Origin of the sequence: Geobacter sp. (genome assembly GCF_027327745.1) — a bacterium.
Lineage (GTDB): Bacteria > Desulfobacterota > Desulfuromonadia > Geobacterales > Geobacteraceae > Geobacter.
Map to the genome: position 1 here is coordinate 1 of NZ_DAHVYG010000085.1, position 22,012 is coordinate 22,012.

Sequence of the window (22,012 nt, forward strand, 5' to 3'; positions counted from 1 at the left end):
TGCTCGATGTAACGGTCGGGGATGCCGAGCCGTTTCACCCGCATCTCCGTCATCCCCTCGTCGGCCAGAAGCTCCAGCACGGCGCTCCCGAACCCTCCCTGGAGGGCGTTCTCCTCCACGGTGACGACGCAGCCGGTCTGCCGCGCCGCGCCGAGGATGAGCTCCCGGTCCAGGGGCTTCACGAAGCGGGCGTTGACGACGGCGGCCCGGATCCCTTTCGCCTCCAGCATCCTGGCCGCCTCCAGGGCCGGGTAGACGGTGGAGCCGATGGCGACGAGGGCCAGGTCGTCCCCCGTGGCGAGGAGCTCCCCCCGACCGATTTCGATCTCCCGGAGCTCCCGGTCGAGGTCGACCCCCCAGCCGGCGCCGCGCGGATAACGGAGCGCCATGGGGCGGCCGGCATAGATGGCGGTCTTCAGCATGTGCCGCAGTTCGTTCTCGTCCTTCGGCGCCATGAGGGTCATCTCCGGCAGGTGCCGCAGATAGGAGAGGTCGAAGACCCCGTGGTGGGTGGGCCCGTCGTCCCCCACGAGCCCCGCCCGGTCCAGCGCCATGGTGACCGGCAGCTTCTGGAGGCAGACGTCGTGGAAGACCTGGTCGAAGGCCCGCTGGAGAAAGGAGGAGTAGATGGCCGCCACCGGCCGGAACCCGTCGGCCGCAAGCCCCGCGGCGAAGGTGAGGGCATGCTGCTCGGCGATGCCGACGTCGAAGAAACGCTCCGGGAAGCGCCGGGCGAAGGGGGAGAGGCCGGTGCCGTCGGGCATGGCGGCGGTGATGGCAACGATCTTCTCATCCTCTTCCGCCAGCTTCACGAGGGCCTCACCGAAGACGGCGGTGTAGCTGGCGGCCCCAGGTTTTCCCCCGGAGGTCTTGCCGGTGGCCACGTCGAAGGGGCCGACCCCGTGGAAGACGTCCGGGTTCTCCTCGGCGGGGGGGTACCCCTTTCCCTTGGTGGTCATTACGTGGAGGAGGACCGGCCCTTCGACTCCCTTCAGGTTCTCCATCACCTCGATGAGTTGGGGAAGGTCGTGCCCCGGGATCGGGCCGATGTAGTCGAAGCCCAGGGCCTCGAAGAGCATGCCGGGGGTGAGGAACCCCTTCAGCGAGTTCTCGGCGCGGCGGGCGAAATGGAGGATGTCCTTGCCGATGGCGGGGATGTTCGCCAGCAGCCCCTGCATCTCCTTCTTCAGCTTGCGGAAGTCGCTCCCGGTCATCTTGCGGGAGACGAAGGAGGAAAAGGCGCCGACGTTCTTCGAGATCGACATCTCGTTGTCATTCAGGACCACGATCAGGTTCTTCTTCAGGTGCCCCGCCTGGTTTAGCGCCTCGAAGGCGATGCCACCGGTCAGCGACCCGTCGCCGATGACGGCGATCACCTTGTTGGTTCCTCCCTTCAGCTCCCGGGCCACCGCCATGCCGAGCCCCGCCGAGATGGAGGTGGAGGAGTGACCGGTGTCGAAGGCGTCGTGGGGGGATTCGCTTCGCTTCGGGAAACCGCTGATGCCGCCGTACTGGCGCTGGGTGTGGAAGCGGTCGCGCCGGCCGGTGAGGATCTTGTGGGTGTAGGCTTGGTGCCCCACGTCCCAGACGATCCGGTCGGCCGGGGAGTCGAAGCAGTAGTGGAGGGCGATGGAGAGCTCCACGGCCCCCAGGTTCGAGGCAAGGTGCCCGCCGGTCTTCGATACCGTGTCGAGGAGGAACCGGCGGACCTCGGCGGCCAGCGCCGGGAGCTCCTCCCTGGGGAGGTTCTTCAGATCAGTCGGATTGTTGATGGTTTCCAGCAGTCGGGACATGGCCAACTCCTTTCGGCAACCGCAGGGTAGGGGGCAGTGGGCCCCTACCTCGCATATCCATGGGCGCGGAACCACTCCACCGCGCGCCGCAGGGCGTCGGCGGCCGGACGCCGGGAGAGCCCCAGTTCATTCACCGCCTTGGACGAGTCGAAATACATGAATTTCTTCGCCATCTGGACCCCCGCCAGGGGGATGAGGGGCTCCCGGCCGGTGACCCGCGCCAGCGCCTCGTTCACGTAGGCGGCCATCAGGATCGGTGTGTAGGGGAGCCGGACCTTCGGCGCCGGGAGCCCGGTGATCTTGCCGAGCATGGCGAAGATCTGCCGCAGGGTCAGGTTCTCGTGGCCGAGGATGTACTTCTCGCCGACCCTCCCGTGCCGCGCCGCCAGGATGTGTCCCCTGGCGCAGTCTTCCACGTCGATGATGTTGAGGCCGGTGTCGAGGTAGGCGGGCATCTTCCGGTTCAGGAAATCGACGATGATCTTCCCCGTGGGGGTCGGCTTCACGTCGAGGGGACCCACCGGTGTCGACGGGTTGACGATGACCAGCGGAAGCCCCCGGGCGAGGAACTTCTCAGCCTCCCGCTCGGCCAGGAACTTGCTCTTCTTGTAGTGGCCCACCATGTCGTTGAAGGAGACGGGGGTCGTCTCGGTGCCGGGGGTGCCGTCGCCGGGGTTGCCGAGGGTGCCGACGCTGCTCGTGTAGACCACCCGGGAGACCCCGTGGCGCAGCGCCGTCTCCAGGATGGCGTGGGTCCCCCCGACGTTGGCGGCGTACATCGCCGCCGGCGTGCGGGTCCAGAGCCGGTAGTCGGCGGCGGCATGGTAGAGCGTCTCGCACCCCTTCAACCCCTTCTCCAGGGTTTCCGGGCGGCAGAGGTCCCCTTCGCACAGTTCCACGTCGAGGCCGTGGAGGTTGCGCCGGTCGGAGCCTGGGCGGGCGAGGACCCGCACGTGGCACCCTTCCTTCAGGAGCTCTCTCACGATGCTTGCGCCTATGAAACCGGTCGCGCCGGTGACGAAAACTTTCATGTTTCCTTCATATAAAAACTGATGTAGGGGCGGCCATGAACCGTCCCTACGCGGGTACCTGTTTCAGCGACTGACCTGTTATCCCTTCAGTCTCCTCTGTGCCCGGTAGCGCCCCAGTGCCATGAGGGGGAAGCAGTTCCGGTAGATATGATACTTGATCATGAAGTATTTTGGGAAGCCCGTTCCGGTGAACTGCTGCTCGTCCCAGGTGCCGTCGGCCTTCTGGGTGTCGATCAGGTACTGGACCCCCCGGGCCACGGCGGGGGAGTCGACCTCGCCGGCCGCCTGCAGCGCCAGGAGCGCCCACCCGGTCTGGGACGCCGTACTCTCCCCGATGCCGGCCAATGCCGGGTCGTCGTAAGAGGCGCAGGTCTCGCCCCACCCTCCGTCCATGTTCTGGCGGGATTTGAGCCAGTTCACCGCCCGGCGAATATAGGGCTGGTTCAGGTCCTCGCCGAAGGCCGCGAGGCCGCAGAGCACCGACCAGGTGCCGTAGATGTAGTTCACCCCCCAGCGTCCCCACCACGGCCCTTCCGGTTCCTGGGTATCCTTGATGAACTGGAGCGCCCTGACCGCCACCGGGTCGTCCTTGGGGTAGCCGAAGGTTCCCATCACCTCCAGCATCCGGCCGGTGAGGTCCGCCGTCGGCGGGTCGATGAGGGCTTCGAGGTCGGCGAAGGGGATCTTGTTGAGGATATGCTTGGTGTTGTCCTTGTCGAAGGCGCCCCAGCCGCCGTTCTTGCTCTGCATCCCGAAGCACCAGTTCATCCCCCGCCTGATGGCGGCGTCCCGGGCCTTCTGGTCCTTCACCTGCACATCCTTGAGCGCCATCATGACGATCCCCGAATCGTCCACATCGGGATACCAGTCGTTGAGGAACTCGAACGCCCATCCCCCCGGCTCCAGACTGGGGGCCTTGATCTTCCAGTCACCGGGCTTGCGCACCTCCCGGTCCAGGAGCCACTGGGCCGCCTTGACCAGTGCCGGGTGGTCGGTCGGTATCCCGGCGTCGACCATCGCCATGAGGGCCAACGCCGTGTCCCAGACGGGCGAGATGCACGACTGCAGGACGAGCTCGTCCTCCCCCTCGATGCAGAAGTTCGCCAGAGCCTGGAGCCCCCGGGCCACGGCGGGGTGATCGTTGGCGTAGCCGAGGCAGTGGAGGGCGAGGACCGCATTCAGCATGGCTGGCTGGATGCCGCCCCAGTCGCCGGTCGGCTCCTGGTGGTCCAGCACCCACTTTTCCGCCTTGGCCAGGGCCCGCTTCATGCCGGGACGGATCGGGCTCGCCTCGTAGACCTTCAGAACGTGGTCGATCCCGATGAAGATGTTCTTCCAGGTGAGGATCCCGTCTTCCTTGGTGAAGGTGTAATCGGTGGGGCGGGGTGGGCGGACGTAGAGCTCCTGGACCCGCGCCCAGGGGGGGAGCTTGCGGACCGGTCGCTCGGCCATGACGATGGAAAGGGGGATGATGGTGGCCCGGGACCAGCTCGAAAACTCGTACATGTTGAAGGTGAAGCCGGTGGGGAGCAACATCATCTCGATCGGCATCGAGGGGACGCCGAGCCAGGAGAACTCGCCGAAGAGGGCGAGGAATATTTTCGTGAAGACCCGCGCCTTGAGGATCCCCCCCCGCTCCAGGATGAAGGTCCGGGCCTTCTTCATGGCGGGGTGGTCGGCCGGATATCCGGCGAGCTTCAGGGCGAAGTACGCCTCGATGGTGGTGGAGAGGTCCCCGGGGCCGCCGAAGTAGATGCACCAGCACCCCTCCTCGGTCTGCTGGCGGAGGAGGTAGTTGGCCATCTTCCGCTCTTTTTCCTTGTCCACCAGCCCCATGAAGTGGAAGAGCATGATGTACTCGGCGGTGATGGTGACGTTGGACTCCAACTCGGCCCACCAGTACCCCTCCGGCAGCTGCTCGCGGAAGAAGAAGTCGCGGCTCCGCTCGATGGCGAGGTCGAGGGGGCTCGTGACCTCGCTCTCTTTCTTTTTCCAGATGGAGGCCGGCAGGTGGTGGACCTTGGCGCCCGGTTTGTTCTGCGTCTCCTCCCGGCTCTCCCGCGCGGCATCGTTGAATGAGGTGAGTGCGTGCGAAATGGGATGCTTGGAGATCTTCATCTGTGTCCAACTCCTTTGTTGCATTGCACCGAAATCGTGTCGTTTCGCGGCCCAGCCGACAATACGGCCACAATAACCTGACTCTTCTATCACAAACTTTTTAAAAAATACACCCTTATTCCCTGGAAAATAAGGGTTGCTTTAATGAATACGCCATCTTGCGGGAGCGGGAAGGCCGGTGCCGGCGGGCGAAACAATTGCCTTTCGGGGGTGGGGTATGGTAGGTTGCGGACCATGAAACCCGTCCACGACCCAACCCGTTTTTCGATGCTCTTTCGCCTCGTTTCCCGTCACCCCCGGCTCGTTCTCGCGGTGTCGCTCCTGCTGGCGGCGCTCTCGGTGTTCTACACGAAAGAGGAGATGCGGTTCCTGACCGGCCGGGATGACCTGATGCCGCGAAACGCGCCGTTTCAGCGGGACTATCGGGCCACCCGGGCCGAGTTCGGCGACCGGGAGGAGATCGTCATCGTCATCGAGAGCGACGACACCGCCCGGGCCTCGGCCTTCGCCGAGCGGCTCTCTGCGGACCTCGCGGCTGACACGGGGCGCTTTCGCGAAGTCTTCTACCCCAACGGCCTTCCCTTTTTCCGCCGGCACGGGCTGTTGCTCCTCCCCCTCGACGACATCCGGATGCTCCGGAAAAACCTCACCCTGGCAAAGCCGGTCCTGAAGGAGCTGGCGGTGGCGCCGTCGGTGCAGACTCTCTTCACGCACCTCACCGGCCGGATGGATGCCTATGTCGCCGGCGGCGGCAGGAACCCCGGCAGCGAGACGGAGCTTGAGGGACTGGTCTTCATGCTCGACAAGCTCGGCGCCGGCATCGGCTCCTTCGGTGCCGGCAAGGGCTCCTTCTCCCTGGAGGAGGTCTTCCTCGGCGGCGACTCGGCCCTGGCCCGGGCGCAGCGGATGCAGATCGTGACGGTCCTGCCGGTGCGGGACGCGAAGAGCTTCGTCCCGGCCGAGGAGGCGATCCGGGTGGTGCGCGCCGCGGTGGCGAAGCTCAAGGCGCGTCCCGAGTTCAGGGGGGTGACGGCGGGGCTCACCGGGACGCCGGTCCTGGAGCATGAGGAGATGGCCACCAGCGAGCGGGACATCGCCCGCGCCACGATCCTTTCTCTGGCGCTCACGGTGGTGGTGCTGCTGGTCGCCTTCCGGGGGGTCCTGAACGTCGGCGCCGCCATGGTGTCGCTGGTGGTCGCCATCTGCACCTCCTTCGGTCTGGCGACCCTCGCGGTGGGACACCTGAACATCCTCTCCATGGTCTTTGCGGTGATGCTGATCGGGATCGGGATCGAGTACGGGATCCAGGTGGTGCTCCGGTACCAGGAAGAGCTCGGGCTCGGCGCCGGGGAACTCGTCGCCATCGGGACGGGGCTCGACCGCAACATCTGGGCCATCGTCATGGCCGCCGCCACCACCGCCGCCGCCTTCTTCACCTTCGTCTTCACAGACTTCCGGGGGATCGCCGAACTGGGGATCATCGCCGCCATCGGGATCGCGGTCTGCGTCCTCGTCACCTTCACGACCCTGCCGGCGGCGCTCGTGCTGCTGGTTCCGCTGCGGAAGAAGAAGGAGGAGGAGCGGGAGGCCCGGGCGGCGACCGTGCTCCGCCGCTCCCGCCGGGCCGGAAGGTTCGAGGCGTTTCTCTTCGGCAATCCGCGGATCGTGATCGGGGCCACCGTCATCCTCTGCGCCGCCTCGGTCTATCCCCTGGTCCAGACCCGCTTCGACTACAATCTCATGAACCTCCAGGCCAAGGGGCTGGAGCCGGTGGAGTACGCCTACAAGCTGATGCGGAGCAAGGAGAACTCCGGCTACTTCGCCGAGGTGACCGCCGCCACCCCCGCCGAGGTGAAGGCGCTGACGGCGCGGCTCGAAAAGCTCCCGGCGGTGGACCACGTGGTGAGTCTCTTCACCTTCGTCCCCGACGACCAGGAGGCGAAGCTGAAGGAACTGGCGGCCCTGCGGGCCGAGCTCTCCGACGTGAAGCCGGCCCCCTACGAGGAGGACCTGCGGGTGATGGAGCTCCCGACGGTCTTCGAGAACTTCCGTGCCTCCGTTGAGCGGCTCAAAGGGTTCCTGGAGAAGGAGAAAAAGCCCGAGGTGAAGCCGGTGGGGGCCTTTCTCGCCACTCTCGACCGCTTCTTCGCCACCCTCGAAAAGGAGAAGGACAGGAACGCCCTCGGGATGCTGCGCGACTTCCAGGGGGGGATGCTCGCCTCGTTCCCCGAGAAGATCGGCGAGCTGCGGGAGAGCCTCGCCGCCGCGCCGGTGACCGGGGCCGACATCCCCCCGCAGCTTCGGGAGCGCTTCGTCGGCAAGAGCGGGAAGTACCTCCTCCAGGTGGCGCCCAAGGAGGAGATCTTCGAGCGGGACCCCCTCAAGCGCTTCCTCGACCAGGTGCGGAGCGTCGCCCCACGGGCCAACGGCGAGCCGGTCATGGTCTACGAGTCCATGACCATCATGCGGGACGCCTACCTGCGGGCCTTCATCTACGCCTTCGCCGCCATCGTGGCGATCCTCTTCATCACCTTCCGCAGCGTCGTCTACACCCTGGTGGGCCTCGTGCCCCTGGTGGTCGGGCTCCTCCTCATGGTGGGGGGGATGTGGCTCTGCGGCATCAGCTTCAACTCGGCCAACATCATCGTTATGCCGCTCATCCTCGGGATTGCGGTCGATTCGGGGATCTACATCATCAACCGCTTCCGGCGGGAGGACGGCGACGCCGCGGCGGTGATCATGAGCAGCACCGGCCTCGGGGTGATCTACAACACCCTCACTATCATGGCGAGCTTCGGCGCCCTCATGGTGGCCCACCACCAAGGGGTCTTCTCCATCGGCGCGGTCATGAGCCTCGGGATGGTGGCCTGCCAGGCGGCCTTCGTGCTGGTGCTGCCGGCGGTGCTGTCGCTGGTGGGGAAGAAGTGAGGTCCCGCAGTTTATCCGGTGCGGTGCCGCTGGCGCATTACTTCCTGCGGGAGCGGGTGCGGCCGGGGGACCGGGTGGTGGATGCCACCTGCGGCAACGGCCACGACACGGCGTTTCTGGCGGAGCTCGTGGGTGCCGCCGGGACGATCTGGGCGTTCGACATCCAGGAAAGCGCCCTGGCCGCCACCAGGGCGCGCCTTGAAGCCTTCGGATACCCGGGGCGGACGGAACTCGTCCTCGCCGGCCACGAGCGGCTGGCGGAGATAGTCACGGAGCCGGTCAGGGGGGTGGTCTTCAACCTCGGCTTTCTCCCCGGCGCCGGGAGGGAGACCGTCACCTCCTCCGCAACGACCAGCGCCGCCCTGGAGCAGGCGGCGGGCCTCCTTCTCCCCGGCGGGGTCGTCACCGTGGCGGTCTACACCGGCCATGCGGGTGGGGCGGAGGAGGGAAGGGGGGTGGAGGAGTGGGCGGCGGCGCTCTCCCCCCGCACCTTCAACGTCTGGCGCTGCCGGCAGATGAACCGCTCGGACACGGCCCCCTACCTCGTCGTCGTGGAGCGGATTCCCGCCTGACCGCAGTTGAACCCGCCCGCCGCCGTTGTACAATTGGGAATATAGAATGCCGCGCCGACCGTCAGCCGGCGCCGGGGATTGTTATGGGAATTGCGCTGCGTGTGCTGATCATCGAAGACTCGGAGGACGACGCGTTCCTGCTTTTGCGGGAGCTCCGCAAGGGGGGATACGACCCGCTCCACCTGCGGGTCGAGACCCCCGATGAGATGCGCGAGGCCCTTGCCACCCGCCAGTGGGACCTGGCCATCTCCGACTACGTCCTTCCCCGCTTCAGCGGCCTCGACGCCCTCAAGATCTGGCGCGACGGCCGGTTCGACCTGCCGTTTGTCGTTATTTCGGGAAACATCGGCGAGGAGACCGCCGTCGAGGCGATGAAGGCGGGGGCCGACGACTACTTCGTCAAGGGGAACATCTCACGGCTCGTCCCCGCCATCCGGCGCGAACTGAAGGAGGCGGAAACCCGGCGGCAGAAGCGGGAGGCGGAGGAGGCGCTCCTGCGGAGCGAGCTTCGCTACCGCCGGCTCCTGGAGGCGGTCACCGACTATCTCTACACGGTGGAGGTCCGCGACGGGAGCGTGGCCGGCACCTACCACGGCCCCGGCTGCACCGTGGTCACCGGCTTTACCCCCGAGGAGTACGAGGCCGACCCGTTTCTCTGGTACCGGATGATCTACGGGGAGGACCGGGGGAAGGTCGTCGACCAGGCCCGCCGGCTTGAGGCGGGGGAGGCCATCCCGTCGCTGGAGCACCGGATCGTCCACAAGGACGGGACGCTCCGCTGGGTCCGCAACACCATCGTTCCCCGGCACGACGGGGAGGGGAGGCTCATCGCCTACGACGGGCTCATCTCCGATATCACCGGCCGCAAGGTGGCCGAGGAGGAGATGCGCCTGCGGGGGGCGGCCCTTGCCGCCGCGGCCAACGCCATCGTCATCAGCGACCGGGAGGGGAAGGTGATCTGGGCGAATCCCGCCTTCACCACCCTCACCGGCTACACCCTCGACGAGGCACGGGGAAGGAGCCTGAACATCCTCAACTCGGGGATGCACGACAACGGCTTCTACCGGGAGCTCTGGGAGACCATCGCGGGGGGGCGGGTCTGGCGGGGGGAGATGATCAACCGCCGCAAGGACGGCACCCTCTATACCGAAGAGCAGACCATCACCCCCGTCTCGAACGGTGACGGGGTGATCCGCCGGTACATTGCCATCAAGGAGGACGTGACCGGGCGCAAGCGGGCCCAGGAGGCGCTCCTGGAGAACGCCCGGATCAGCGGCGACATGGACGTCGCCTGCCAGATCCAGCGGGCGCTCCTGCCGGCGGCGCCGCCCCATGTGACCGGGGTCCGCTGTGCCGGGAAATGGGTGCCGGCGGCCCACGTGGGGGGGGACTACTACGACTTCTTCCCCCGGGAGGACGGCTCCCTCGACGTGGTCATAGCCGATGTCTCCGGCCACAGCGTCGGCGCCGCCCTCATCATGACCGAGGCCCGCAGCGTCATCCGCGCCCAGGCCCGTTGCGGCGGCTCACCCGCCGCCATCGTCGCCTCCCTCAACGATCTTCTCTACGACGACCTGACCCGGGCCGAACTCTTCATCACCATGTTCTACGCCACCTACGCCCCAGCCACCCGAACCCTCACCTACGCCAGCGCCGGCCACAACCCGCCGCTCCTCTACCAGCGTGCCGACGGGGCGTGCGGGGAGCTGGACGCCGATGGGCTGATCCTCGGGGTCCGCCAGGGGGTCGTCTTCGAGGAGCGCCAGGTGCCGCTGGCGCCGGGGGACGTGGTGTTCCTCTACACCGACGGGATCCCCGAGGCCCAGGACGATACGGGGGAATTCTTCGGCGTCTCCCGGCTCGTCCGCGCCCTCCACGAACACCGGGACGACGACCTGGAGGGGCTCATGGGGGCGGTGCTCGCCCGGCTCGCCGGCTTCACCCGCCTGAGCTCCCCCGGGGACGACGTCTGCATGGTGCTCCTCAAGCCGGTTTAACCCACTTCCCCAAGGTATCCCGACCCATGCTCCACACGCTCCTGCCGTTTCTCATAGTCGCACCCCCCCTTGCCTACGGGCTCATCTCCCTTGCCTGCGCCCGCTCCTGGTTCGGGCGCCGGCGCCCGGCGCCGGGGCACGTCCCCCCCATCACCATCCTCAAGCCGGTGAAGGGGATGGACGCCGGGAGCTTCGACAACTTCGCCTCCTTCTGCCGCCAGGAGTACCCCGCCGCCGTACAGATCGTCTTCGCCTGCGCCGCGGCCGACGATCCGGTGATCCCGGTGATCCGCCGCCTCATGGCCGCCTTTCCCGCCGCCGACATCGACCTGGTGGTGGACGGCGTCATCCACGGCCCCAACTACAAGGTCTCCAACCTGATCAACGCCTTCCCGCGGGCGAAGCACGACCTGATCATCGTCTGCGACAGCGACATCCGGGTCTCCCCCGATTTCCTGCGGGAGGTGGCCGCCCCCTTCGCCGACCCGCAGGTGGGACTCGTCACCTCCCTCTACCGGAGCCCCGGCGTGCGGGGCGCGGCCACGGCGGTGGAGGCGATGGGGTTCACGGCGGAGATGGTCCCCAACGTCATGGTGGCGCTGAAGCTCGAAGGGCTCTCCTTCGCCCTGGGGGCCGCCATGACCGTGCGGCGGGAGGCCCTGGCGGCCATCGGCGGCTTCCCGGCCCTGGCCGACTACCTGGCCGACGACTACCAGCTCGGAAACAAGATCCACCGGGCCGGGTGGCGGCTGGAGCTCTCCGACTGCTTCGTGGAGAGCGTCATGCACCGGGAGGATCTCGCCACCGTCCTCTCCCGCCAGCTCCGCTGGTGCCGCACCATGCGGGTCTCGCGCCCCGGCGGCTACCTCGGCTCCGGCATCACCCAGCCCTTTCCGATGGCATGTCTCGCCCTCCTCGCCGCCGGCTTCTCCGCCGCCGGGTGGGGGGCGGTGCTCCTCCTCTACGGCGTCCGCTTCCTCGCGGCGCTTGTCTTCAGCCGCCGCTACGTCAGGGACGGCATCTTCCCCCGCTGGCTCTGGCTCCTCCCCATCCGCGACGCCTTCGCCTTCGCCACCTGGGCCCTCTCCTTCGCCGGCAACCGCGTCCGGTGGCGGGGGCATCTCTTCCGGCTCCTCCCCGGCGGGAAGATCGTGGAGACGGGGTAACCGTGCCGAGCCGTCCCAGCTCGGCCGTCGTCTCTTCTGTACCCTGTTTTTCGTCTTCTGTTTTTCCCTGTCTCTCTGCTACGATGGATATCACGCCGGTCCCCCGGCGGCAAGGGGAGGGGAGATGGAAGAGGTTGCGGTTGCACAGATTCTCGGCCGGGAGTACTGGGTGTTCGACCTGGACGGGACCCTGACGGTGCCGGTGCACGATTTCGCCGCCATCAGGGCCGAGCTCGGGATCCCCGCCGGCGCGGACATCCTTGGCCATATCGACGCCCAGCCGCCGGAAGCTGCGCTGCGGCTCCACCGGCAGCTCGACGCCATCGAGGAGGAACTGGCCGGGCGCGCCGAGGCCGCGGCCGGGGCCGTGCGGCTCGTGGAGGCGCTTCGGGGGCGTGGCTGCCGCCTCGGGATCGTCACCCGCAACACGAAACGGATCGCCCTTCGGGTGCTGGAGACCCTCGGGGTCGGGGGACATTTCGCGCCGGAGCACGTGCTCGGCCGCCACGACGTCCTTCCCAAGCCTGATCCGGCGGGGCTTGCACGGCTCGGCGCCGCGTGGGGGATCCCCGGCCGGGCGATGGTGATGGTGGGGGACTACCTCTTCGATCTCCAGTGCGGCCGCGCCGCCGGCACCGCCACCGTCCACGTCGACCGGACGGGGAGCTTCCGCTGGCCTGATCTGGCCGATATCGCCGTCGCCAGCCTGGACGAACTGGCGGATCTGCTCCGGAGCGCGGGATGAAACAGCTCAGTCTCAAAACACGCATGGCGCTTGGGGTGACCCTCTTTTTCTTCTGTTTCACGGCCGTGGCGGGGGCCTTTGCCCTTGCCTACTTCGAGCGGAAATTCAAGGAGAGCATCTTCACCCAGCAGGGGTCCCTGGTCTCCTCCTTCGCCGGCGATCTGGACAAGAAACTCCTCTTCGCCCAGAAGTCCCTCGCCGCCTTCGCCCCGCATCTGACGCCGGCGCTGCTCCGTGAGCCGGACGCCGCCCAGCGGCTTCTGGACGACAAGACTACCCTGCTCTTGATTTTCGACAATCTCGCCCTCTTTTCCCCCCGGGGGAGGCTCATCGCCGGAAGCCCTTTCCTCCCCGGCATGCGGGGGCTCGATTATTCCTACCGGGAGTACTTCAAAAAGACCGTTGCCACCGGCAAACCGCAGATCAGCGCCCCCTACCGCTCCTCCTTCAGGCCGGGGCGGCCGACGGTTATGGTGACCCACCCCCTCTTCGACGCTCACGGGAAGCTGACGGCAATCCTTGCCGGAAACATCGATCTGCTGGGGGATAACTTCCTGACGGACGTCGGGCGCCTGCGCATCGGCAAGAGCGGGTATGCGTTCCTCTGCGCCAAGAACCGGACGGTGATCCTCTATCCGGACAAGTCCCTCATCCTGACCTCAGTCCCCGTGGGCCAGAACCGGCTCCTGGACAAGGCGTTCGCCGGCTTCGAGGGGAGCGGCGAAACGGTGACCACCAGGGGGGTGCCGGTCCTCTCCTCTTTCAAACACCTGAGCGCCGTCAACTGGATCATGGCGACCAGCTACCCCCTCCGGGAGGCCTACGCCCCCCTCTCCAGGGCCCGGACCTATTTCGTCAGCGCCCTGGCGCTGGGGCTCTGCCTGATGATGATCCTGAGCTGGCGGACCATGCAGCGGCTGATGTCTCCCCTGACCCGCCTTACCCGGCACATCGAGGCCCTTACCCCCGACGGCGGGGGCCGGGAGCCGCTGCCGGTGTATGGGAGCGATGAGATCGGCACCCTCGCCGCCGCCTTCAACGCCATGATGGCCACCATTCACGAGAAACGGGAGTCGCTGCAGGATGCCCTGCGGCAGGCGGAGGAGGAGCGGGCCAAGACCGATGCCATCATCGCCGCCCTGGGGGACGGCCTCAGCATCCAGGACCGCAACTTCCGGATCCTCTACCAGAACCGGGAGCACCGGCGGCTGATGGGGGGAGACTACGTGGGAAGCTTCTGTTACGACGTCTACCGGCAGTTCGACCACGTCTGCGAAGAATGTCCCGTGGCCCGCTGTTTCGTCGACGGCGAGGTCCACCGGATGGAGTTCAGGAACCCGCCGGGGCGCGCGGTGGAGTACCTGGAGGTGGCCGCCTCGCCGCTGCGGGATGCCGACGGCGAGATCTTCGCCGTCATCGAGCTGGTGCGCGACATCACCGGGCGGAAGCGGGCGGAAGAGCAGGTGCAGCGGCTCAACGCCGAGCTGGAGCAGCGGGTCAGGGAAAGGACCGAAGAGCTGCAGCAGGCGGTCCGGGAGATGGAGACCTTCTGCTATACGGTCTCCCACGATCTGCGCACCCCCCTCCGGGGGATCCACGGCTTCAGCTCCCTCCTGCAGCAGGAGTACGGCTACTGTCTCGACGAGGGGGGAAGGGAGTACCTCCGGCGGATCGCCGGTGCCGCGGGACGGATGGGGGAGCTGATCGACGACCTGCTGGAGCTCTCCCGCGTCACCCGGGACGAGCTCCGCCGGCGGCCGGTGGATCTGGCGGCCATCGCCGGGGAGATTGCCGGCGAGCTCCGGTTGAGCCAGCCGGAGCGCCCGGTGGAGTTCGTGATCGGGGCGGAGCTCGCGGCGACCGGCGACCCGTCCCTGCTGCGGGCGGCGATGGCAAACCTGCTCTACAACGCGTGGAAGTTCAGCGCCCGCAACCCTGCCCCCCGGATCGAGGTCGGCTCCCGCACCGACGGGGACGAGCGGGTCTTCTTCGTGCGCGACAACGGCATCGGCTTCGACATGCGGTACGCGGACAAGCTCTTCCTCCCGTTCCACCGCCTGCATGCCGCCGAAGGGTTCGAGGGGACCAGCATCGGCCTCGCCGCGGTCCAGCGAATTGTCGAGCGCCACGGCGGAAGGGTCTGGGCCGAGGGGAGGCCGGGAGAGGGGGCGACCTTCTTCTTCACCCTCGGTGGCCCGACCGCTCCTCCGTCGACGAAGTCGTAACCGGGAACCGGCCAAAAACGCACGGTTCAGTCGAAGTCGATCTTGTAGTAGAGGTCCGCCCCGCTCTCGGTGCCGGCCTGGGTCTCGATCTCCCAGTGCTTCGAGAAGCTGTAGCGGAGCCGGAAGAGGTTGCTGTTGGTGAAGAGCGACCGGCCGTAGCTCAGGTAGAGTTCCGGAGTCAGGTACTTCCCCACCGTCACCATCGACTGGGAGACGGCGCTCGGCGCCGCCTGGGCCGGAGTGCCGGGGGGAGCCACCGTGACCGGCCTGTAGCCGGCGGTCCCGCTCTCCGGGGTGGTGATGGCCAGGACGTCGATCCCGAGCCGCTGCCTGATCTGGTCCTGGAGGACCACCGACTGGCTCGCCGAGAGGAGGAAGCCGGCGGCCTGCATGACGAGGCTTGCGTCCTGGCTGCTTCCGCCGAGGGGGTGCCCCAGCACGATGTAGGCGAGGATGTCGGTGTCGGCCATGGCGGGGTCGGAGTAGAGCTTGATCACCGGCGTCTGCGGCGTCCCGCCGACGGTCACCCCCGCCCTGACCTCCCCCACCTTCCGGAGCGCCAGAAAATCGAGCGTCGGCCGGCCGATGGGGCCGCCGGCGTAGAAGACCCTCCCCCGCACGATCTCCAGATCCACCCCGTAGGTCTTGTAGTACCCCTTCACCACCCGGATCTCCCCCGTGCTCCTCACCTCGTCGGGGCGAAGGATCGTCAGGTCGAGGGCGCCGCCCAGCCGGGCGTCGATCCCCTGCGCCTTCACCAGGACCCGGTCGCCGAGGGCGACGCGGACCCGGATGTCGAGCGCCACCGGCCATTGCTTCCCGGCCGGCGGCTTTTCTCCCTCGATGACGACGTCCGGGCTCGGCCGGACCGGCGCCTCGCTCTTCGCCTCCCGCACGAGGAGCACCGGCACGGCGATCTCGCCGCGGACCGCGACCTTCTCCGGTGTCCCCTCGAAGGTGAGCTTCGGGCTCGCCTCCATCTGCAGCTCGGGGAGATGGACCGCCCGGAACCGGTCGCCGGTGACGCTCCCCCGGTACTCCGCCGGCCGCCACCCCTGGAGGCGGAGGGAGGCGGTGCCGCTCAGGGTGCCGGGGCCCGACCTGACCGAGAAGGAGTCGACCCGAAGCCGGTCGCCCTCCAGGCGGGCGGTCGCCTGCAGATCCTCCAGGCGGATCCCCGCCGCGGGGAGGTAGGCCCCCGCCCCGACCAGCTTCAGGCTTCCGCCGAGCTTCGGGTCGCGCCAGGTCCCGGCCACGGCCAGGTCGACGCCGAGGGTGCCGTGGCTCTCCTGGACGAGGCCGGGGAAGAGGGAGGTGACGAGCCCCTTCTCCCGCACCTCGCCGGCGAGGGTGACCCGGAGCACCCCGTCGGGCCTGGCGGCGACGGGGATGCTGGCGGCAAGCGGGAGCCGGAAACTCCCCCGGGCCTCGCCCCGCTCGGCAAGGGCCAGGGAAAAGGCGCCGTCCAGCGTTTCGCCGCGCCACTCCCAGGAGACCTCCGCCGTCCGGAGCGTGGCGCTGAACCGCCGCTTCTCCCGGCGCCACTGCACCGCTCCACCGACGATCCCGCCCTTTCCCCGGGCCTCGAAGCGGCTCCCGGGGAGGAGCCTCCCCGAGACCTCGCCCGAGAGGCGCCCCTTCAGGTCGAGCTCCGGCGGAAGCCAGGGAGAGGCGAGGGCGAGGTCAACCCCCCGCCAGGAGCCGGAAAAGCTCCCTTCGTCGGGAATTGCCATGGCCAGGGGAGTGGTGGAGGAGAAGCGGGCCTCCATCCCCCCGCCGCCGGCAAGGCGCAGCCCGAGCCGGGCGAGGCTTCCCCGCTCGTTTCCCTCCACCTGCAGCGCCAGCTCCGTGAACGCTATCCGCTCTCCCTCCACTGTCACCGTCCCGGCGGCGCCGAGGACCCCCTTGAGGGTGAGGCGCCCTCCCTCCGGCGCGCCGCGGGCCACGCTCCCCTCCCAGTGCCCTGAAAGCTCCGCCGTATTGATGGCGGCATCCGCCTCCCGGCCGTCGGCGTGCCACCGGACTTTCCCTCCCGAGAGCGATGCGTTTCCCGCGAGGTCGAGGCGTTCCCCTCCCGGCAGCTCCCCCCGGAGGGTGCCGGAGCTTGTGCCGGTGAGGCGCACATCCTTCAGCCACCGCTTGGCGCGAGCGAGCTCCAGATGCCGCCAGGAGAGCCGGACGGAGCCGCGAAGCGGTTTCCAGGCGAGTTCCGCGGCGGCTTCGAGGCGCTCGGCGCCGATCCCGGTGATGACCAGGGGGGCGAGGGAGAGGGTGCCGGCGGAGATGGCGAGGGGGGCGGGGGAGGCGAGGCGCCACGGCCCGACCCCGTCCCGTCCCGAAAGGCGGGTGATCTCCCCCTCCCAGCGGCCGGCGCGGTACCCCCCCGAGAGGGTCGTCGCCAGCTCGACACCGCTCCCCCGGAGCGTCGCGGCAACTGTGTGCCGTCCGCGGGTGCCGGCCGCCTCCAGGGTCGCCGCGTCGAGCCGCACCCCGTCGTACGAAACCGTGCGGAGGGAGGCCCGGAGGTCGAGGGGCGCGTTTTCCGCCTCGCCGAGGGAAGCGGAGAGCTTTGCCCCGGCAGCCGCGACACCGTAGCCGGCGAGGTCGCGGCCGCGCCCCTCCAGGAAACCGCTCAGGCGATGGTCCCGGTAGCGGACCCACCCCCGGGCGCTGAGCGCTCCCCGTGTGTCGGGCACGAGGCCGGAGAGGTCGGTTACTTCCGCCGCCACGGCAAGCCGCTGGCGCAGCTCGCCGGAGGCGCGCAGATCGAAGCCGTTGCCCCGGAGAAGGAGCTGGTCGATCAGCAGGTTTTCCCCGGAAAGCCGCGCCTTTGCCTCGCCGGTCAGGGTCTGCCCCCGCAGGCGGCTCTCCTGCAGTCGCAGGGCGAGCTCTCCCTCCGGCGGGGCGGTCCCCCCCCAGCGGGCGGTTCCCCGGAGATCGAGGTTCACCACCCCGTTCCAGTCGGGGGTGATCCGGGCCGGGTCGAGGCGTTCGCCCCGGAGGGTGCCGGCGAGGGAGAACCCGCCGCGCCAGCCGAGCCGAAGCTCCCCCCCCACCCTCCCGCCGAGGAGCGTCCCGGCGAGGGGCGCGAGGGTCAGCCGCGCCCCGTCCCCCCGGAAGGAGCCGGAGAGGCTCCCCTGGCGCCACTCCGCCCCGCGGTTTGCGAGGGAGAACGTTCCCCGGTAGTCCGCCGTGGTTCCTGCCGCCGTGAGGCTTCCGGAGAGATCGGTCGCCCGGCCGAGCTCCCGGGCGAGGTCGACCCCGGCAAGCCGCACCGTCGCCGTTATTAGCGGTTTTCCGGCGGTGAGGGTCACGGTGGCGCCCCCGGTCACCGTCCCCCGGCGCCCCCGCTCCGAAAGCCGCACGTTGCGGAGGTTTAAGGAGGTGCGGGTCACGCCGGCCTCCCCGGTCAGGTCGATGCGCCGTTCCTTTCCCGCCGCGGCGGTGAGCGCCACCTTCCCCGCCGCCTGCTCGGGGGAACGGCCGGGGAGGAGGCGCGCCCGCAGGGTGAAGCGGTCGAAGCCCGACACGGCCTGCGCCGGGACCGCGGTGAGGTCTGTGCGGAAGAGGGGACGGTCGAAGCCGGCGACGACGCTCCCCGCCGCGCTCCCTCCGGGGGTGTCGACGGCGGCCCGGGCCACGGTGAGGAAACGGTCGTGCCAGGCGAGGGAGGCGGTGAGCCGCGTCACCGTCACCGGCGGCTCCGTGCGCCGGCGGTAGCTGAGCCGCTCGATCCGGAGCCGGTCGACCCACCCGTCGAGCCGCGCCGCAAGCCCCCCCGCCCGCGGCCACCCCAGGTCGGGGGGACGTCCCGTGGGAGGGGTGTTGTCCTGCACCCGGACCCCCTCCAGCGCCAGCTCCTTCACCGCCACCTCCCCCGAGAGGAGGAGAAGCCACTGCCAGCGTAGCCGAAGCGTCTCGGCCTCCAGGCTCCCATCCTTCCAGGCGATCCGCATCCCCGCCAGGCGAAGGTCGCTTCCCGCCTGCCCCTCCACCTCCCGGGCGGTGATCGTGAGGGGGGTGAGGCGGGAAACCGTCGCCAGGAGCCACCTGGCCCCCTGCGGCGTCCCCGTGACCCAACGAAGACCCCATCCCCCCGCGACCAGAAGCGCAAGGAGGGCGGCTGTCAGCCCGTATGCGACGATCCGTTTCACAGCTCGAACCCTATGGTGAGATGGACGTGGAAGGCGGGGTTGTCGACCCCGATCTGCCGGGCGAGATAGAGGTTGATCCCCCCCACCACGGTGTAGTAGTGGAGGCCGACCCCGGCCCCCTGGTAGAGGCGGATGGAGGTGAGGGAGTTGAAGGCGTTCCCCGCGTCGTAGAAGAGGGAGACCCCCCACTTGCTGAAGAGGGCCCGTTCGAGCTCAACGCTCCCCACCAAGAGGTGCCGCCCCCCCACCACCTGTCCCGAGGCGTCGCGGGGGCCCAGCGACTGGTAGGAATAGCCGCGCACGCTCCGGTCGCCGCCGGCGAAGAAGCGGAGTGACGCGGGGAGCTCCGTCAGGGGATCATTCAGGAAGCTGAGCGCCCCGTTGACCCGGGTGAGGAGCGACAGGCGCCACGGCAGCGGCACGATGGCGCCGGCGTCGGCCAGGATCTGGATCAGCCCCACCTCCGACCCGAGCACCTGGTGGGTCCCCCGCACCTCCACGCCATAGCGGTGCCCGCGGGTGGGCCTCACCAGGTCGTCGTAGCGGCGCTCGGAAAAGCGGAGACCGGGGAGGATGAGGCGCGAGCTGGAATCCTGGGTGCCGACGGTGAAGCTCTCCTGGAGAAACTTCACGTAGGCGGTCCCGAGGCGGTCCGGCCCGAAGCTCCGGTTGCGGCTCAGCTCCAGGGAGACGAGGCGGCTGGTGTAGGTGGTGACGTCCTGACGCTGGAGGGTGAGCAGCAGGCCGGTGGAGCTCCTGATGTCCCGGTAGCTCGGGATGACGTAGCCCGCCGCCACCCCCTGGAGGCGCTGGGCCAGGTAGAGCTCGGCGTGGAACTCGTGGCCCAGGTGGAAGAGGTTCAGGTCGCGGTAGCTGAGGGTCCCCCGCGCCCCCGTGTCGGTGCCGTAGCCGAACCCCGGCCGCAGGCGCCGGCGTGGCGAGGGGGTGAGATGCGCCGTCACCGGCACCCGGTTCTCCCGGGCCCCCTCCTTCTCCGGGGTGAGAAGGACCCGGGAGAAGCGGTCGGAGTTCATGAGGTTGAGCTGGCTCTCGCCGAGCCTGGCGTAGGAGAACGGTTCGCCGGGGCGGTAGGCGAGGTAGCGGCGCAGGAACCGGTCGGGGTACTGGGACGCCCCCTCCAGCGTCGTCTCGCCGAAGAGGTAGCGGGGCCCCGTCTCCAAAACCAGCCCGATGCGGGCGGCGGTCCGGTCGGCCGAGATCCGGATCTCGTGCACCGGGAAATCGGCATCCAGATACCCCAGGGCCAGGGCCTTCGCCTTGAGGGCACCCTTGGCCTCCTCGTACGCTTTCTGGAGGAGCACGTCCCCCCGGTGGAGCGGAAACCGCGCCACCAGCTCCTTCAGGGCCTCTTCCCCCGCCCCGGGACCGCGAACGGAGACCTCCGCCTCCGTGACCCGCACCGGCTCCCCCGGCTCCACCGTGACGACGAGGCGGTACTCTCCCTCGGCGGGCTGCTCCAGCCCCGTGCGGACCCGGGCGTTGTAGTAGCCGAACGGCTCCAGCGCGCCGCGCACCTTTCCCTCCGCCTGGCCGGCGAAGCGCTCCAGCCAGTCCCGGTCCACCTTCCCCTCCCGCACCAGGCCGTAGGGTAGGGCGAGGACCGCCTCCACGTTGGCCAGCGCCTCCTCCTCCACCCCCTCTACGACCACCTCCACCGGCCCGGCGGCGTGGAGCGGAGCCCGCCACCCGAGCAGCATCAGGGCGAGGAGGAGTATGGCCCTTCCGATCATCGCCACGCAGACCCTTTCCCGGCGCCCACCCCAATCTTTGATTTCGCCTTGCGGCGCTCGTCTGTTACAATGAACGCCGTTTCCCCCTCACCTGGCGCCGCATCCCGGGGAAAAGAGCTGCCGCGGCGGCATTAAAAAAGTCTACCCCATGATCCCGGTGCCGCAATGTCTAACACCCAGGAGCCCGAAACCATCCAGCGGAAAGGAGAACCGATGCTTCGCCTGCTCATGGATTACCGTCTGCTCGTCCCCCTTGCCCTCGTTCTCGGCCTCGCGCCGTACCCCTTCGCCCCCGAGCCGCACCTCGTGGAGAAGTCGCGGATGCTCGCGAACGGCACCCTCGCCCGTCCCGTAGACATCTTCGACCTCGTCTGGCACGTCTGGCCCCTGGCGCTCCTCGGCTTCCAGGCGGGGCGCGACGTCGGGCGTCTCCTTTCGGGGGGGAGGACGCGGCGATGAAACGGGGAGGTCCGTCCTTCCGGATCGGCATCGACCTCGGCGGGACCAAGATCGAATCGCTCCTCCTCGCCCCCGATGGCGCCGAGCTCTCCCGCCGGCGGATCCCGTCGGCGGCGGGGGAGGGGTACGGGGCGGTCCTCGCGTCCCTGCACGCCCTGGTCGCCGCGGCGGCTGCGGAGCTTCCGGCCGGGGCGCCCTACACCGTCGGCGTCGGCATCCCGGGCTCCGTCGACGCCGCCACCGGCCTCGTGCGCAACGCCAACTCCACCTGCCTCATCGGCAACCCCCTCCAGCGCGACCTGGAACGGCTCCTCGGCCGTCCAGTCGGGGTGCGAAACGACGCCGACTGCTTCACCATGGCCGAGTGCCGCCTCGGGGCAGGGCGGGGGTACGGCCTCGTCTTCGGGGTCATCATGGGGACCGGCTGCGGCGGCGGGATCGCCATCGACGGGACGGTGCGCGAGGGACCCCACCGGATCGCCGGGGAGTGGGGGCACCTCTCCGTCGACCCGACCGGCGCCCCCTGCTACTGCGGCAACCGCGGCTGCGTCGAGACGAAGATCAGCGGCTCCGGCGTGGAGCGGGCCTTCCGCGAGGCATACGGCGAGCCGCTCCCCATGGCGGAGATCGTCGCCGGCGCCCGCGCCGGCGAGCCCCGCTGCGCGGCAGCCTTCGAGCGCTTTCTCGACGACTTCGGCCGCGCCCTCGGCGGGCTCATCTCCATCCTCGACCCCGACGCCGTGGTCCTGGGGGGCGGTCTCTCCAACATCGACGAGCTCTACACCCGGGGAGTGGAGCGGGTGCGGCACCACGCCTTCCACGACGACCTGCGGACCCCGATCCTGCGGAACCTCCTCGGCGACTCCGCCGGAGTCCTCGGCGCGGCGTGGATCGGGCGGTAGGCTCGCATCCCGTCTTCATGCCATCTTTGACCTGCCCTCAATCGCAAAATCCTCGACGTAGCCCTGCTACGCCTGCGGTTTTGCTCAATCGGCCCGGCCAAATCTGCCACAAATCCGGGCGCGATCTTCCGGAACGTGATTTACGGACAAGCATTAAATGGGAGGAATATC

General features: G+C 68.9%; 13 protein-coding genes. 8 read left to right on the top strand and 5 right to left on the bottom strand.

The window, feature by feature from the left end; all coding sequences use genetic code 11:
- The 3 genes from dxs to shc form a co-directional block, all read right to left on the bottom strand.
- Positions 1-1,793: 1-deoxy-D-xylulose-5-phosphate synthase (gene dxs / locus M6689_RS15705; RefSeq protein WP_298273464.1), on the bottom strand; the 1,793-nt coding region annotated here is incomplete at its 3' end.
- Positions 1,794-1,837: 44 nt separating this feature from the next.
- Positions 1,838-2,824, bottom strand: a complete 987-nt coding sequence (gene hpnA / locus M6689_RS15710; protein ID WP_298273466.1) for a hopanoid-associated sugar epimerase — start codon at positions 2,822-2,824, stop codon at positions 1,838-1,840.
- Between the two features lie 78 nt (positions 2,825-2,902).
- Positions 2,903-4,942: a squalene--hopene cyclase gene (gene shc / locus M6689_RS15715; RefSeq protein WP_298273468.1), complete on the bottom strand. Its 2,040-nt coding sequence runs from the start codon at positions 4,940-4,942 to the stop codon at positions 2,903-2,905.
- Between the two features lie 234 nt (positions 4,943-5,176).
- Between shc and M6689_RS15720 the strand changes: the two genes are divergently transcribed.
- From M6689_RS15720 to M6689_RS15745, 6 genes are all read left to right on the top strand, one after another.
- On the top strand, positions 5,177-7,870 hold the full coding sequence (locus tag M6689_RS15720) for an MMPL family transporter (RefSeq protein WP_298273469.1): 2,694 nt from the start codon (positions 5,177-5,179) through the stop codon (positions 7,868-7,870).
- Positions 7,867-8,442 (top strand): class I SAM-dependent methyltransferase, encoded by a 576-nt coding sequence (locus tag M6689_RS15725; RefSeq protein WP_298273470.1) that lies wholly within the window; start codon positions 7,867-7,869, stop codon positions 8,440-8,442. Before M6689_RS15720 ends, M6689_RS15725 begins: the two co-directional genes overlap by 4 nt.
- An 83-nt stretch (positions 8,443-8,525) precedes the next feature.
- The gene (locus M6689_RS15730; RefSeq protein WP_298273471.1) at positions 8,526-10,439 is read left to right on the top strand and encodes a SpoIIE family protein phosphatase; all 1,914 of its coding nucleotides are present in this window, start codon (positions 8,526-8,528) and stop codon (positions 10,437-10,439) included.
- Between the two features lie 26 nt (positions 10,440-10,465).
- Positions 10,466-11,605 carry a bacteriohopanetetrol glucosamine biosynthesis glycosyltransferase HpnI gene (gene hpnI / locus M6689_RS15735; RefSeq protein ID WP_298273472.1) on the top strand — a complete coding sequence of 380 codons (1,140 nt, stop codon included), beginning with the start codon at positions 10,466-10,468 and terminating at the stop codon, positions 11,603-11,605.
- Between the two features lie 124 nt (positions 11,606-11,729).
- Positions 11,730-12,350 carry an HAD family hydrolase gene (locus M6689_RS15740; protein WP_298273474.1) on the top strand — a complete coding sequence of 207 codons (621 nt, stop codon included), beginning with the start codon at positions 11,730-11,732 and terminating at the stop codon, positions 12,348-12,350.
- Positions 12,347-14,575 carry an ATP-binding protein gene (locus M6689_RS15745; RefSeq protein ID WP_298273476.1) on the top strand — a complete coding sequence of 743 codons (2,229 nt, stop codon included), beginning with the start codon at positions 12,347-12,349 and terminating at the stop codon, positions 14,573-14,575. Before M6689_RS15740 ends, M6689_RS15745 begins: the two co-directional genes overlap by 4 nt.
- A 26-nt stretch (positions 14,576-14,601) precedes the next feature.
- On the opposite strand, the gene M6689_RS15750 is transcribed toward M6689_RS15745, so the two are convergent.
- Positions 14,602-18,729: a translocation/assembly module TamB domain-containing protein gene (locus M6689_RS15750; protein ID WP_298273478.1), complete on the bottom strand. Its 4,128-nt coding sequence runs from the start codon at positions 18,727-18,729 to the stop codon at positions 14,602-14,604.
- Positions 18,726-20,480: an autotransporter assembly complex family protein gene (locus tag M6689_RS15755; RefSeq protein WP_298273590.1), complete on the bottom strand. Its 1,755-nt coding sequence runs from the start codon at positions 20,478-20,480 to the stop codon at positions 18,726-18,728. Before M6689_RS15755 ends, M6689_RS15750 begins: the two co-directional genes overlap by 4 nt.
- 213 nt (positions 20,481-20,693) lie before the next feature.
- Here M6689_RS15755 and M6689_RS15760 point away from each other — a divergent pair, with 213 nt between their 5' ends.
- Positions 20,694-20,939 (top strand): hypothetical protein, encoded by a 246-nt coding sequence (locus M6689_RS15760; RefSeq protein WP_366949758.1) that lies wholly within the window; start codon positions 20,694-20,696, stop codon positions 20,937-20,939.
- On the top strand, positions 20,936-21,841 hold the full coding sequence (locus M6689_RS15765; RefSeq protein WP_298273481.1) for an ROK family protein: 906 nt from the start codon (positions 20,936-20,938) through the stop codon (positions 21,839-21,841). The genes M6689_RS15760 and M6689_RS15765 overlap by 4 nt, the downstream gene beginning before the upstream one ends.
- Positions 21,842-22,012: the final 171 nt, after the last annotated feature.